13 protein-coding genes are annotated in these 15,738 nt (G+C 26.9%); 12 read left to right on the forward strand and 1 reads right to left on the reverse strand.

All coding sequences use genetic code 11. The features are described 5' to 3' along the window. The first annotated feature begins 125 nt into the window (after nt 1-125). The 6 genes from CRIB_RS01320 to CRIB_RS01345 all read left to right on the forward strand — a co-directional run bounded on the left by CRIB_RS01320 (nt 126) and on the right by CRIB_RS01345 (nt 6,905). Nucleotides 126-764: a nitroreductase family protein gene (locus CRIB_RS01320; protein ID WP_180702770.1), complete on the forward strand. Its 639-nt coding sequence runs from the start codon at nt 126-128 to the stop codon at nt 762-764. 209 nt (nt 765-973) lie between these two features. Beyond that, on the forward strand, nt 974-1,558 hold the full coding sequence (locus CRIB_RS01325; protein ID WP_180702771.1) for a helix-turn-helix domain-containing protein: 585 nt from the start codon (nt 974-976) through the stop codon (nt 1,556-1,558). Nucleotides 1,559-1,704: 146 nt separating this feature from the next. After that, the gene (gene sstT / locus CRIB_RS01330) at nt 1,705-2,952 is read left to right on the forward strand and encodes a serine/threonine transporter SstT (protein ID WP_180702772.1); all 1,248 of its coding nucleotides are present in this window, start codon (nt 1,705-1,707) and stop codon (nt 2,950-2,952) included. 557 nt (nt 2,953-3,509) lie between these two features. After that, nucleotides 3,510-4,781, forward strand: a complete 1,272-nt coding sequence (locus CRIB_RS01335) for a cation:proton antiporter (RefSeq protein WP_180702773.1) — start codon at nt 3,510-3,512, stop codon at nt 4,779-4,781. Between the two features lie 682 nt (nt 4,782-5,463). Beyond that, nucleotides 5,464-6,321 carry a bifunctional 5,10-methylenetetrahydrofolate dehydrogenase/5,10-methenyltetrahydrofolate cyclohydrolase gene (locus CRIB_RS01340; RefSeq protein ID WP_180702774.1) on the forward strand — a complete coding sequence of 286 codons (858 nt, stop codon included), beginning with the start codon at nt 5,464-5,466 and terminating at the stop codon, nt 6,319-6,321. 95 nt (nt 6,322-6,416) lie between these two features. Beyond that, nucleotides 6,417-6,905 carry a deoxycytidylate deaminase gene (locus tag CRIB_RS01345; RefSeq protein WP_180702775.1) on the forward strand — a complete coding sequence of 163 codons (489 nt, stop codon included), beginning with the start codon at nt 6,417-6,419 and terminating at the stop codon, nt 6,903-6,905. Between the two features lie 56 nt (nt 6,906-6,961). Here the strand turns inward: CRIB_RS01345 and CRIB_RS01350 are convergent, their stop codons facing one another. Next, complete coding sequence (locus CRIB_RS01350; RefSeq protein WP_180702776.1) at nt 6,962-7,690, reverse strand: helix-turn-helix transcriptional regulator; 729 nt, start codon at nt 7,688-7,690, stop codon at nt 6,962-6,964. A gap of 209 nt (nt 7,691-7,899) precedes the next feature. Here CRIB_RS01350 and CRIB_RS01355 point away from each other — a divergent pair, with 209 nt between their 5' ends. The 6 genes from CRIB_RS01355 to CRIB_RS01380 all read left to right on the forward strand — a co-directional run bounded on the left by CRIB_RS01355 (nt 7,900) and on the right by CRIB_RS01380 (nt 15,713). Beyond that, nucleotides 7,900-9,651: an NEAT domain-containing protein gene (locus CRIB_RS01355; RefSeq protein WP_180702777.1), complete on the forward strand. Its 1,752-nt coding sequence runs from the start codon at nt 7,900-7,902 to the stop codon at nt 9,649-9,651. A 171-nt stretch (nt 9,652-9,822) separates the two neighbouring features. Continuing rightward, entirely contained in the window at nt 9,823-10,587 is a 765-nt protein-coding gene (locus CRIB_RS01360; protein ID WP_180702778.1) for a cytochrome b/b6 domain-containing protein, read from the forward strand. 381 nt (nt 10,588-10,968) lie between these two features. Beyond that, on the forward strand, nt 10,969-13,098 hold the full coding sequence (nrdD, locus tag CRIB_RS01365) for an anaerobic ribonucleoside-triphosphate reductase (RefSeq protein WP_330404903.1): 2,130 nt from the start codon (nt 10,969-10,971) through the stop codon (nt 13,096-13,098). A 16-nt stretch (nt 13,099-13,114) separates the two neighbouring features. Next, complete coding sequence (gene nrdG / locus CRIB_RS01370; protein WP_180702779.1) at nt 13,115-13,618, forward strand: anaerobic ribonucleoside-triphosphate reductase activating protein; 504 nt, start codon at nt 13,115-13,117, stop codon at nt 13,616-13,618. A gap of 14 nt (nt 13,619-13,632) precedes the next feature. Beyond that, nucleotides 13,633-14,097, forward strand: a complete 465-nt coding sequence (dut, locus tag CRIB_RS01375) for a dUTP diphosphatase (RefSeq protein ID WP_180702780.1) — start codon at nt 13,633-13,635, stop codon at nt 14,095-14,097. A 161-nt stretch (nt 14,098-14,258) separates the two neighbouring features. Beyond that, complete coding sequence (locus CRIB_RS01380; RefSeq protein WP_180702781.1) at nt 14,259-15,713, forward strand: DEAD/DEAH box helicase; 1,455 nt, start codon at nt 14,259-14,261, stop codon at nt 15,711-15,713. The last annotated feature ends 25 nt before the right edge of the window (nt 15,714-15,738 follow it).

Below are 15,738 nucleotides of genomic sequence, written 5' to 3' on the forward strand. Positions count from 1 at the left end.
TTGTACTTTTAGCTAGGTACAAAAAGTGAATAGATAAGTTTATAATCTTTAAAATTTGACATAGAATATCTATAATTATATAATTACTTTGAAATTAAACTAGTTATACAAGAGGAGAAAATAATATGGCAAACTTAGATTTCATATACAACCGTAAAAGTGTAAGACAATTTAAAGATATACCTGTACCAAAAGAAGATATAGTTGAACTGTTAAAAGCAGGAACTTATGCACCATCTCCAAAGCATCAGCAAAATTGGCACTTTGTAGTATTACAAAACAAAGATATAATAAATAAAATGGCAGATATAGTAACTAAAAATCATGAAAAGATAGGACAGCTTGCAAAGAATGAAAAAGACTTTAAAAGACATATGAGTACAATAAACTATTATACATGTTTTAAACATGCTCCTGTAGTGATAATAGTGTATTCATGTGAATATAAGATGATAGAATATAAAATATTAAAGGAAAATAATGCTCCACAAGAGGTTCTAGATGTATTAGTATCTCCTCAATCAGCAGCACAAGGAATTGGAGCTGCAGTGGAAAATATTTTATTAGCAGCAACTCAAATGGGATATGGAAGTTGTTATATGACAGGCCCAACACATTCAAAAAAGGAAATAGAGAATCTTATAGGATTTGAAAAAGAAGGATATGAATTAATGTCTATGATTTCTTTAGGGGTTGCAGAAGATGATACTCCAAAACAACCATCTAGAAAGCCTTTAGAAGATGTTGTAACATTTATAGATTAAATAATAAGAAAAGCTTATTAGTAATTGGCTAATAAGCTTTTCTTATTATCTAATAAATGGATTATATTAAAAGTCTATATTAGTATATAAAATCAAGATAATTAATTAAATGAGAGATGCAAATACTTATAAATATAAAAATAACTCTACGTTTAGTTTATTGAATTGTATTATAAAGTAGCTTAAATTAATATTAAGAGGTGATAATGATGGATTGTAAAAAAATTGGAAGTTTAATATATGAATTAAGAAAAGATAAGAAAATGACTCAAAAGCAAATAGCTGATTTAATGAATATAAGTGATAAAACAATAAGTAAATGGGAAAGAGGTTTAGGATGTCCTGATATTTCTTTACTTCCAGAATTATCACAAATATTAGGTGTAAGTATTGATCAAATATTATCGGGTCAGATAAATTTAAACGATTTAGTAGGAGGAAATATGAACAAATTAAAATTTTATGTATGTCCACAATGTGGGAATTTAATGACAGCTACCGGAAATGCTACAATATCTTGTTGTGGAAAAACATTAGACCAACTGGTTGCAAAGAAGGCGGAAGAAGGACATAAACTTGATATAGAACCTGTAGAAGATGAGTTATATGTTACAACTAATCATGAAATGACAAAGGAACATTATATATCTTTTGTTGCATACGTAAAGGGTGACAGAGCTCTTATTACGAAACAGTACCCAGAATGGAATATGCAATTTAGATTCCGTAAATCTGGTCACGGAAAATTATATTTCTATTGTACAGACCATGGGTTATTTTACCAAATAGTATAATTGTAAATAAGATAAGCTTTATGAATTAAAAAGTGTAATAGAATATAAGAATCCTTAATAGTATTTATAGTATAGAAAAGCATATTAATGATAAAATGGGAGCTTTCTATTTTTATGTACTTATATTAAATATTAAGGAGGTAATAATGAGCGAACTATTTGCAAGATGGAACAAAATAAGTTTAGTAAAACGAATTTTAATCGGATTAATAATTGGTGTTATATTAGCATTAACAATTCCAGAATTTGCTAGCCCGATAGTAATATTTGGTTCATTGTTCGTAGGAGCTTTGAAAGCAATTGCCCCAATATTGGTATTTTTCTTAGTAACGACAGCAATATCTCAACATAAAAGTGGTCAAAAAACTAATATGAAATCTATAATAATTCTTTATTTAATAGGAACATTTTTTGCAGGTCTTACTGCTGTTGTAGCAAGCTTTATATTTCCTATAAATCTTACACTTGGTGCTGAAATCAGTGATGTAACTCCTCCTGGTGGAGTTATAGAGGTGTTAAAAAGTTTACTTATGAATGTAGTTGATAATCCTATAAATGCATTATTTAATGCAAATTATATAGGTATATTATCATGGTCTATACTACTTGGTTTAGCATTGAGAAATGCAGCAGAATCTACTAAAACTGTGATAAGTAACATTGCAGATGCTTTATCTCAAATTGTTAGATGGATAATAAACTTTGCACCATTTGGGATAATGGGCCTTGTATTTGATAGTATAGCTACACAAGGATTGGACACTTTATTTGGATATGGTCAATTAATAGTTTTATTAGTTGGGTGTATGGTATTTGTAGCGATTGTAATAAATCCAATAATAGTATATTTAGGAATACGCAAAAATCCATATCCGTTAGTTTTTAAATGCTTAAAAAATAGTGGGATTACAGCATTTTTTACTCGTAGTTCAGCAGCTAATATTCCTGTAAATATGAGATTATGCCAAGAATTAAATCTAGATAAAGATACATATTCTGTATCGATACCTTTAGGAGCAACTATAAATATGGGAGGTGCTGCTATTACTATATCAGTATTGACTCTCGCAGCAGTTCATACTCTTGGTATTAAAGTCGATATAGGAATGGCTTTATTACTTAGTTTACTATCTGCTGTAAGTGCTTGTGGTGCGTCTGGTGTAGCAGGAGGCTCATTATTATTGGTACCTCTTGCATGTAGCTTATTTGGTATACCAAATGATGTAGCAATGCAAGTTGTTGGTGTTGGATTTATAGTTGGAGTAATACAAGATTCTTGTGAAACTGCACTTAACTCATCAACAGATGTACTTTTTACAGCTTTAGCTGAGTTATCAAAAAAACGTAGGGTAGAAGTTAGAAATTTAGCTTTAGAAAGAAGCAAACATAATTAAATAAATTATAATAACCATCTAAACTTACAATTTAGATGGTTATTTATTTTATAGAATAAAATAAAATAAATTAAATAGAGTATTGTATTAATGATTAAAAAATTTTTTATAAATGATAAGAATATAAGTAAATTTTATATGAACAGGTTATTTGGTAATATAATACTAAGAAATAAAAATTTGGAACTAATGCGTAGATAATATTCAATTAATTAAAAAAATATATATAGATAAAAAAATAACAAAAAGATGTGAAATTTTGAATAGATATTATGATAAATAAGTTTTATCAAATAAAAAATTAAATACAAAAAGTTATTTATATGATTTGAATTAGAAAAATTAAAGATAGCAAAATTTCGTCAATGTAAAGGATGATATAAAAATATCAATGTTAACGTAAACATTTTATTTGTTAAAAATACTGATTAAATTGAATAGTAAGAAAAATAAATAAAATATTGACTCTTACATTTTAGAGGAATATAATCATCTCTATCATAAAACGATCGTTTATAAATTGATAATTTTAATATAAATAGGAGATGAGATATATAGTGGAAAATACAGTTGAAGCAATAGCAACCAACAATTTACTTTTAATATTTGCAGCTATAGCTATAACAGGTATAGTATTAGGTAAATTAAGTGAAATTATAAAGTTACCAGATGTAATACTTTATTTATTAGCAGGAATTATAATAGGACCTTCATTATTAAACTTAATAAGTGTACAAGCTTTTCCAATAGAAAATAATCTTATACTTACTTTTGGGTCGGCATTTATATTATTTGAAGGTGGAAAAGAAATAAACTTAAGAGTACTGAATAAAGTTAAAATTAGTGTAGGTATGCTAGCAACTGTAGGAGTTGTAATATCTGCACTTACAGTAGGATTAGTATCAAGTAAAGTATTTGGATTACCTATATTAACAGCTTTACTTTTAGGATCTGTAATAGCATCTACTGATCCAGCGGCACTTATACCAGTTTTTAAACAAGTTACTATAAAAGATAAGATAAAACAAACTGTAGTTAGTGAGTCAGCATTTAATGATGCTGTAGGAGCTATATTAGTATCTACATTACTTGCAGTTGTGACTAGCGGTGAATTTTCTGCAATGGAAAGTATAAAAGAACTTGTAATATCTACTGCAGTAGGTATAAGTACAGGCATAATTGTAGGATATATTTTAACTGCATTAGTATCAGATAAAAGAGTAGGAATATTCCACTCATATGCTCCTATAATGTCAGTGTTAAAGGTAGCTTTAGCTTATGAAATAGCTACTATGTTACATGGAAGTGGATATATGGCAGTATTTATAGCAGGATTAATATCAGGTAATAAAAAGTTATTTGGGCTTTGGATACCAGAAATAGATTTTAATTCAGATCATTGTTTTTCTGAAAATATAGGATCATTAGCTCGTATGGCAATATTCGTAGTACTTGGTACACAAGTGAATTTAGAAGCACTTGCAAAATATTGGGCACCATCATTATTAATAGTAATTGTGTTAATGTTTATAGCAAGACCACTTGTAATATTGGTATCTACATTATTTGATAAAAATGCAAAATGGACATTTAAAGAAAAATTATTTATGATGTGGGTAAGAGAAACAGGTGTTATACCAGCAGCACTATCAGGAATAATAGTTTCTATGAAAGTTCCAGGATATGAGATAATATCATCAGTTGTATTTATGACAATACTGATAACTTTAATAGTTCAGGCAAGTACAACTAAATTTGTTGCTAAAAAACTTGGAGTTTTAGAAGAGGAAGAAGAAAATAAAGCGGAAGTATTAAATATTATAGCTTAATATAGAGTGCATAAAGAACAGAATATATAGATTGTGATCTGTTCTTTTTTATATTTATAAAACAAAAAACTACAGTTGGGGGGAACTGTAGTTTTAATATACCTGGGGGAGATAGGTATGTTTTCCGTTCATATTTTAAGTATTATCATCTTTCAAAATAATATACATATTTTAGAGAAATTTTTATAAAGTTATATTTATTTAATTAAGGTGTATTAAGCAGATGGTTAATATGAGATAGAATTAATTATTAAATATTATAAATAATAGCAGAAAAGCACCTATCAAAAAGATAGGTGCTTTTATTTGGGCTAGCGTAATACTTATATTAATATATAAGTTCCCACTAACAAATATTATAATATAGATAGAGTATTATGTAAATGACTAAGAATATAATATATATCAATAATAGATGATATCAAATATAAGTATATTACTTAGTAGTGCTAGTTAAATATAACTATTGAAAATGCTAAATTCTAGTAAGCTATATTTTTATAGTTAAAAACTTTAGATGGTAACATGTTATTTTAAATAATAAAGGTCATCTAATAGAAATAAGAGAGATTTTTTATTAATAGGATGTAGAAGTGTTAAATTTTATAAATAATAAATCATTGTATTTGTATTATCTTATTTAATATAATATAAATAATAAAATACAAGGTAGGAGAAAAAAATGACAACAATAATAGATGGAATAACAATGTGTGAAGAAAAAATAAAGACATATCAAAATGAAACTAAAAATATAGAGATAGAAATAGGAAAAAGACCTAAATTTATAATAATAAATGCATCAAATGATGAAGGAAATGCAAGATATATAAAAGGTAAAATAAAAGAAGGAGAGAAAGCTGGACTAAGAGTAGAAGTTGTAAAATTTGAAGAAGATTGCAATAATGAAGATGTATTAAATATAATAAATAGATGTAATGAAGAAAAAATACCAGTTATACTTCAATTGCCAACATTTAAACACTTAGATACTAAAAAACTTATGGAATCAATAAACTATAATGTAGATGCAGATGGTTTTGCTAGAGAATGGATAGGGGAGATAAACTTAGGAAATGATAAGAAATTAGCTCCGGCAACACCTAAAGGCGTAATTTCATTATTAGAACAATATAATGTGGATATAGAAGGAAAAATAGCTTTAGTTATAGGGAAATCAAATCATGTAGGAAAGCCATTATGTACTATGTTAATGAATAGAGGTGCAACTCTTATAAATGCAAATAGCAAAACTAAAGATTTGTCTAGCTTAGTAAAAATGGCTGATATAGTAATTTCATGTGTAGGACGTCAAAATCTTATAAAATCGGAAGATATAAAAGAGGATGCAGTTGTAATAGGAGTAGGATTTACTTATGTAAATGGTAAACAGATTCTGGATTTTGATGTTGATGAAATAGTAGATTTAGGTAAAGCTAAATTTGTTTCAAATAGAATAAATTGTACAGGAAAAGCGACGATAAATTCATTGATAGACAATGTTATAGAGTTATATAAAATGAATTTTGATATAAAGTAATATATTTTTAGTAATGGATATGACCAAATAGGTAGTGAGTGTTATATCATTAGTTAAATGAATGAATCAAATTTTTAATTCAAATGGAGGTAATTATGAAAAGGACTGATTACATATCTTGGGATGATTATTTTATGGGTATTTCGCTGTTATCAGGAATGAGAAGTAAGGATCCATCCACTCAGGTTGGAGCGTGTATAGTTGATAAAGATAATAGAATAGTATCTATTGGATACAATGGATTTTTAAATGGTTGTAGTGATGAAGATTTTCCTTGGTCAAGAGAAGGCGAATTTTTAGAAACTAAATATCCATATGTAGTACATGCTGAACAAAATGCAATATTAAATGCCAGAGGAAAGTCTTTAGAGGGTTGTAGAATTTATGTGAATTTATTCCCTTGCCATGATTGTGCAAGAAATATTATTCAATCTGGAATAAAGACAGTATGCTATTTAGAAGATAAATATGCAGATACAGATTCTATAAAAGCATCTAAATACATGTTTGAAAAGGCAAAAGTTAAATTAATACAATTAACACCTCAAGTTGATAAAATAGAAATAAACTTTACTAAAAAATAGAAAGTAATTATAAAATAGCCTATATACTAAATTAACAAAAAGTATACAGGCTATTTTTATTCTTCTAAAGAAATAGAAGCTCTATATTTAGATGGACTCATATTTGTATATTTTTTAAACACCATACTATAATAATTTTGATTATTAAAACCAACAGTTATTGCAATATCGAGTAGGTTTAAATTAGTATCTATTAAAAGCTTTTTACTTTTTTCAATTCTTAAGTGATTTAAAAAATATGAAAATGTATTTCCAGTATATTTTTTAAATAAGCTACAAAAATAGCTCTTATTGATATCTAAGTAATTACATAATGAGTCAATTGTTATATCTTGACTATAATTTTCATGAACATATTCTATAGCCTTTCTTATGTAAGGATTAAACAATTTATTATTCATATTCTTATCAAATTTATCATCAGCTATATTCAAAATGAGCTTAGACATATAATTAGAACATTCTAAAGAACGATAAGGTATATTATGCGAAGTACTACCAACAGGTTTATTTGATATAGGTCCTAATACAAAGAAACCTTTATTTTTATTAAACTTAGAAATACTTACAACCTTATAATAAATGTTTATATTTTTGCCTAAATTGATATTTAAATGACTACTTGAATGATTTATTAAATCTTTTATTTGTTCTAGTGGAAATATTTCTTCAAAATAATCATTGTATCCAATTTTATATATATCATCAAACTCACTTGAAATAGCCTTTACAGGGATATTGCAACATTCATAAAAATCTTTGAGTACTGAAATTATAAAATTCATAAAAAACTCCTAAAAATTATTCTAAAAATAAATTTAAACAAAAAAAATTAAAAAAATGCAAATATATTTAAAACTTTTATGTATAAAAAAATATATAATTAACTTGTTAATGAAAATCAATATCACATAATAAATAATATAAAGTATAGAATTTAAAAAGTCAATGATAAATGAAAATTATTATTAATTGATAAAATGGAGGAGAAAAAATGGCTTTAAGAAAAAAAGGTTTAAAAGTAGCGGTTACAGCGATGGCAATAATATCATTTATAACATCGGGGGGATTAAATAATATCTATGCAGACAGTAGTATAGATAAAAATGTTACAGTAATAGAAAGAACATTAGAAGATAAGGTGTATTCAGTAGCAAATAAAATAGAATATATAAAAGATGGAGAAATAATAACATCTGGTCATGGATACCAATCTTTAAGAGATGCATTATCAGAAAATACATTAATAGAAGTTAAAAATGGAAAAATATATATGACTCTTGAATTTACAGATTCTCAATATAGCATTATAGATACAATAAAAATATCAGTAGATGGAAAAACAACTAATTTTGAAAAATCAAGCGATAGAAAGTATACAGTTGAATTAACAAGCTTAGATTCAAATATACAACTAAGTTATAATGTTAATGTACCGGTACCAAATATGCCACCACACTCATTTACTGTAAATGTAAAGTTATCAGATACTCCAGAACTTGAAACAAAAAATAATGCACCAGTAATAAATGTAAAAGATAAAACAATATATGTAGGAGAAGAATTTGATGCATTAAGTGGAGCTACAAGTGGAGTAGCAACAGATAATGAAGATGGAGATTTAACATCAAAATTAGAAGTTGTGAGTAAAGTAGATACAACTAAACCAGGTACATATGAGGTTACATATAAAGTTGCAGATTCAGAAGGATTAGTTACAACTAAAACTATAAAAGTAACAGTTTTAGAAAAAGAAGAAGTAAAACCAAATGGATTAGAAAATGGTAAATATAAAATAAAAAACACAACAGTATATTCAGGAAATAGTTCAATGGGAACTAGTATGGTAAGAAATTCATTAGAAGAAGTATCATATTTAGAAGTTAAAGATGGAAAGGTATATCTTACTCTTGAGTTTGCCAAAGATATGCATGGTATGATGGAAAATATAAAATTAACTGTTGATGGGGCTGCTGTAAATCCTACAATCAATGGAACAAAATATACATTCGAGGTTAATTCTGTAAGTTCTAAGATAGGTATATCAGCATACATAACAGCTATGGGGATGAATATAAACTATACTGTTGGATTAGAAGAGTCAACTATTGAAAAGACAACATCTTCTTCAACAAGTGGAATAACAAATGGAAGTACATCAGGAAGTACAACATCATCAAGTGGAACAACAAATGGAAGTACAACATCAACAAGCGGAAGTATATCGTCTTCTGATACAACAGTAACAGAAAGTACAGTTAAAAAAGGAAAATTATATACTATACAAAATACAGTAGATCATGAAAGTCAAACTGGAAAAGATATGGCTAGAAAATACTTAAATTCTACATCTAAAGTTGAAGAAATAGATGGACAATACTATGTAACATTAACATTTACAGGTTCAGAATTTATGAAAAACCATGTTATATATGTAAACGGAAGTAAAGTATCTCATACAGTAACAGCTAAATCAGGAGATAGCATAAGTTTGAGATTTAAAGTATCTAGCTTAAGCGATACAATAAAAGTTGGAACATATGTAGTGCCAATGTCTAGAGATATAGAATTTACAGTTAAATTATTAGAAAGTACGTTAAAGTTTGTAAAAGAGTATGAAGTATCAAGTAATGGATCATCAACTCTTCCACAAACTGGATCAGCTATAGATGGAACAATGACTATGGGTATAGGGACTTCGTTAATGGCATTAGGTACATTATTAAATAGAAGAAAAAGAAAGTAAATAAAAAAACACTAGGAATATATTTCTAGTGTTTTTTATTGAAAGAAATTATCCAAATATATTTATAAAATCTAAATACAGAGTAAGAAAAAGGTTATAAAAGATTGTAAAATATATATGAAGTTGAAAATCAATATCAATAGGAAAATATATTTTGCAAAGGATGGTATAATGAATAAAAAGAATATTATAAAATTTACATTAGATATAGCTATGGCTGTATTATTTATAACCTTTTTTAATAAGAATTTGATAAGTTTTAAATTTCATATAATGGGTGGATATGTATTTACAGCATTTATACTGATTCATATGTTTTTAAATAGAAAATGGATAATAAATATAAGTAAAAGATTATTTGATAAGAAATTAAGATTAAGGGTAAAAATATCATATATACTAAGTGTATTCTTATCTATAAGCATTTTTTTAATAATAGCAAGTGGAGTGCTTATGATGAAATCAACGACTTATGATAGAATAATGTTCTGGAAGATGCTTCATTTTGGAGCTTCATACTTATCGATTGCCTTAATTGGTATGCATATAGGACTTTATTGTAATTTTATAATGAATATGTTTAAAAAAGTATTCGAAATCAAGAAAAATAATAGTACTAGTAAGATGTTAGTAAACATTTCTGTGATTTTAGTATTAATATTTGGAATATATACTACATATAAAGTAGAGTACTTTACAAAAGTTACAAATACATTAACATATGTTGTACAACATATAACACCACAAGATATAGAGAAACCAGAAGGTAATGGGTATAAAAAGGAATCTCCTACATTTATAAATCTAGCAACAACATATGGTTCAATAATATCTATATTTGCAATATCGACTTATTATAGTGATATTGCTATAAAAGAATATAATAAATCAAAGTTAACTAAAAAAGATAATAAAAAAATAGTAGAAGAAGCATAGATAAAAATGTAGATATGAATTAATTCATATCTACATTTTTATTTGAAAATAATAATATTTAAATTTAAATAAAAACTTTATTATACTTATTAATTTATAAAAATAAAATAGATTTTTACAAATTAAAATATAAAAAATGTTGTCAAAAGTGTTGACAAAAAAATAAAATTTTAGCGTTTAAAAAATACTTGATAGTCCACTATATATAGTATACAATAACTGATGTGATACTACATATGGTGCCTAAGGATTAAAAAAATGATTCATATATAGTAAAAAAAGTCAATAGGATTTTGTGAAATAAAAATAAGATTTTGTTAAAAATATTATTTTTATTTTACAAAATTTTAGGGATAATAAAGTGTTAAAAGGAGTATTTTTATGGTCAAGAACTTGAATATTATAAAAAGAGATGGAAGTATTGTTAAATTTAATAAATGTAAAATAGAGGATGCAATACTTAAAGCTATGAAATATGGAAGCGGAATATATGAAGAAGAAATAGCTAAAAAAATAGCAGATGAAATAGAACTAAATTGTTTTGAAAAAGAAAACTCTCCAACTGTATATCAAGTTGAGAACATGGTCTACAACAAATTGATAGAATATAAGCATGAGTTAACAGCAAAAGCTTATGAAGGGTATAGAGCAGTGCAATCATTTAAGAGAGAAGTAAATACTACTGATGACAGCATAATAGGACTTTTAGATAAAAGTAATGAGGAAGTAATAAATGAAAACTCTAATAAGAATGGAGTATTGGCTTCAACTCAAAGAGACTTAATCGCAGGAGAAGTATCTAAGGATATATCTAGAAGAAAAATAATACCGGCACATATAGTTCATGCTCATGATGAGGGTGTTCTTCATTACCATGATATGGATTATGCGATGCAATCAATTCATAACTGTATGCTTATAAATTTAGAAGATATGCTTCAAAATGGAACAGTAATAAATAATAAGTTAGTTGAACCTCCAAAGTCATTTAGTACCGCTTGTACTATAGTTACTCAAATAATAGCTCAAATAGCTAGTGGTCAATATGGTGGAAATACTATAACAATTAAGCATATAGCACCCTTTTTAAGGGTATCTTATGATAAGTATTACAATAAATACAAAGAAAAGTATTCTGAAGAAATGGCACATGAACTAGCAGAAGATAGAATGTTAGAAGAATTAAAGTCGGGTATACAAACTATAAGATATCAATTATCAACTCTTCATACAAGTAATGGTCAATCACCATTTTCTACTATATATTTAGAAATTGAAGAAGGCCATGAATATGAAAGAGAAATGGCTTTAATCTGTGAAGAAATGATAAATCAAAGATTAGAAGGAATGAAAAATCACAAAGGTCAACAAATAGGTGAAGAATTTCCTAAGCTTGTATACTTGTTAGATGAGCATAACTGCTTAGAAGGTGGTAAATATGATTATATTACAAAACTAGCAGCTAAGTGCAACACAAAGAGATTAGTTCCAGATTATCAAAGTGCGAAAATAATGAGAAGAAATTACGAAGGAAGTGCATTCCCGCCAATGGGTTGTAGAAGTCACCTTTCTCCATGGAAGGATGAAAATGGAAATTATAAATGGTATGGTAGATTCAATCAAGGTGTTATAAGTCTTAACTTAGTTCAAGTAGCTTTAACTGCAAATAAAGATATGGAAAAATTCTGGGAGATACTAGATGAAAGGTTAGAACTTTGCAAAGAAGCTTTAATGGTTAGACATAACTTATTATTAGGAACAACTTCAGATGTATCTCCAATACACTGGCAACATGGAGGAATAGCTAGACTTAAAAAGGGTGAAAAAATAGATTCATTATTAAAAGATGGATATTCAACTCTTTCATTAGGATATGTGGGAGTATATGAAATGACACAAGCGATGCTTGGAGTATCTCATACAACTAAAGAAGGAGAAGAGTTTGCTTTAAAGGTAATGCATCATTTAAATAATACATGTCAAAAGTGGAAGAAAGAAACAGGGCTTGGATTTGGATTATATGGTACTCCAGGAGAAAGTTTAACCTCAAGATTCTGTAGGATAGATAAACAAAAGTTTGGTGAAATAAAAAATGTAACAGATAGAATGTATTATACAAATTCATATCATGTTCATGTAACAGAAGAAATAGATGCATTCTCTAAATTACAATTTGAATCTCAATTTCATGATATAAGTTTAGGTGGATGTATAAGTTATGTTGAAGTACCAGATATGAGTAAAAACTTAACTGCAGTAGAACAAATAATAAACTATATTTATCATAATATACAATATGCTGAAATAAATACTAAGCCAGATGTATGTTTTAAGTGTGGATATGAAGGTGAGATATTATTAGACAATGACTTAGAATGGTATTGTCCAAATTGTGGTAACAGAGAAAAAGAAGAAATGCAAGTTATGAGAAGAACTTGTGGATATATAGGATCTAATATGTGGGGTAAAGGGCGTACGCAAGAAATTGGACAAAGAGTTCTACATTTATAAGATTGGAAGTGATTATATGAGGTTTTCTAAGATAAAAAACAATGATATAGCAAATGGTGTGGGCATAACAATGTCGCTATGGACACAAGGTTGTCCACATCATTGTAAGGGATGTTTTAATGTTGAAACATGGGACTTTAATGGTGGAAAAGAATTTACAACTAGTGATTTAAAGTACATCTTAGATAATATAAATAAAAACAACATAAAAAGAAACTTAGCTATATTAGGAGGAGAGCCTCTTTGCCCTCAAAATGTTAAAGGTGTTATAGAACTTTGTAAAAAATTTAAGAAAGTTTATCCTGAAAAAATGATATACTTATGGACTGGATACGTAGTTGAGAATTTTGATTATATTCAAATGGAGATATTTAAGTATGTAGATGTACTAGTGGATGGAAAATTTGAAGAAGATAAGAAAAACTTATCGATTATGTTAAGAGGCTCTTCGAATCAAAGAGTTATAGATGTAAATAAGTCGTTAAATAACAATGACATAGTAATGTATGAGGTCGGATAAAAGGAGAAATTGATATGATAATGAACGTAAAAAAAACAAATAAAGATGCAGTAATACCGATGTTTGCTCATCCAACAGATAGTGGTTTTGATTTATTTACATGTGAAGATGTAACTGTATCAGGCGGAAAAAAAGGAATAGCTAAAACTGGATTAATATTTGAAATACCACAAGGTTGGGGTATACAAATAAAAAATAAGTCAGGAATAACTGTAAAGGGTGTTCCAACAACTTCGGGAACTAATGCAGATATAACAGTATTTGAAGGAACTGTTGATATGGATTATAGAGGTGAAGTTGGAATAATGTTTAAAAATGAAGAAGATTTTGAAATAACTATACCAAAACACACTAAATTAGCTCAAGGGGTTTTAAGAAGAGTTTATAATTGTACTTTTATAGAAGTTGAAGAAGTAAATGATACCGTTAGAGGCGACGGTGGATTTGGTTCTACAGGTACAACTATTAATACAAAGTAATCAGATTTTTATATACATAAAAGAGACTATCTCATAATATGGGATTGTCTCTTTTTTTATTAGGTAATATAAATTATAGCTTAATAAAAAATAGATATTTTAGTAATATAGGATAAAGACTAAAATATTAAATTTTAATAAAAATAGAAGGATGGTAATAGATGAATAAAAAATTTGAAGATTTCAATTTAGATAAATATATAATAAAAGCTTTGTATAATTTAAACTATAAAACACCTTCTAAGGTACAGAAGGAAGTTATACCTAGATTGTTGAAAAAAGAGGATGTTATAGTTAAATCTAAGACAGGAAGTGGTAAAACTGCAAGTTTTGGAATTCCAATATGTGAGAATATAGATATAGAAAATAATAACGTACAAGCTCTTATAGTAGTACCTACTAGAGAGTTAGCACTTCAAGTTAAGGATGAAATTTCTAATATAGGAAGATTAAAAAAGATAAGATGTAGTGCAATATTTGGGAAACAACCTATAAAGGAACAAATAAGAGAACTAAAACAAAGAGTACATATTGTAGTGGCTACACCAGGTAGGATAATCGACCATATAGGAAGAAATACAATAAACTTAGATGATATTAAGTATTTTATAATAGACGAAGCGGATAAGATGCTTAATAAAGGGTTTATAGAAGATATGGAATTTATATTAAATAAGATACCTAAAAAGAGTGTAAAAGGATTATTTTCTGCAACTATAGACGATGATATACAATACATATGCGATAAATACCTTAAAACATCTAATATATTAGATATAAAATATAATGATGTATTTGATAAGAGTCAAATAATTGAAAATAAAATAAAGTCATCTGAAAATGACAAATATAAAAATCTAAAGAGTATAATTTATAGGGAGAATCCAACATCTTTAATAATATTTTGTAATACAAAAGATAAAGTTAAAAAGTTGTATGAAAATATGAAAAAAGATGGATTTTTAATTGAAGAACTTCATGGAGATATGTCTCAAGATAAAAGAATATTTGCGATTAAGGACTTTAAAAATAATAAGTTTAATATACTTATAAGTACAGATGTGGCTGCTAGGGGTATACATATTGATGATATATCTTTAGTAATAAACTATGATGTTCCACGAGATAAAGAAAATTATATCCATAGAATTGGTAGAACTGGTAGAAAAGATAGCTATGGAAAAGCAATAACTATTTTTACCGACAAAGATGATAAGTATATCAATGAAATAGAAGAATATCTAGGGTATGAAATAAAACTTCTTGAAGAGTTAAATATAGATGATATAGCAGAAGGAAAGATAAAGTTTGAAAAGAAATCTAAGGAGATTTTGAAAAATAGAAAAAATAAAATAATAGATAAAAATATTCATAGTGAAGTAACAAAGATATATATAAATGCAGGGAAGAAAAAGAAAATAAGAGTTATAGATATAGTAGGAGCTTTTAGTAATTTACCAGGTATAAATAATGAGGATATAGGTGTTGTTGAAGTTCAAGATTCATGTTCGTATGTAGATATACTTAATCATAAAGGCGAAGGATTAGTGAAAAAATATAAGGAAATAAGTATAAAGAAAAAGATAGTCAAATTAAGAAAAGATAGACAAAATTAATAGATAGTCTAGACTTAATAAAAAG

This window comes from Romboutsia ilealis (assembly GCF_900015215.1).
In the GTDB taxonomy this organism is placed as follows: Bacteria; Bacillota; Clostridia; order Peptostreptococcales; family Peptostreptococcaceae; genus Romboutsia; species Romboutsia ilealis.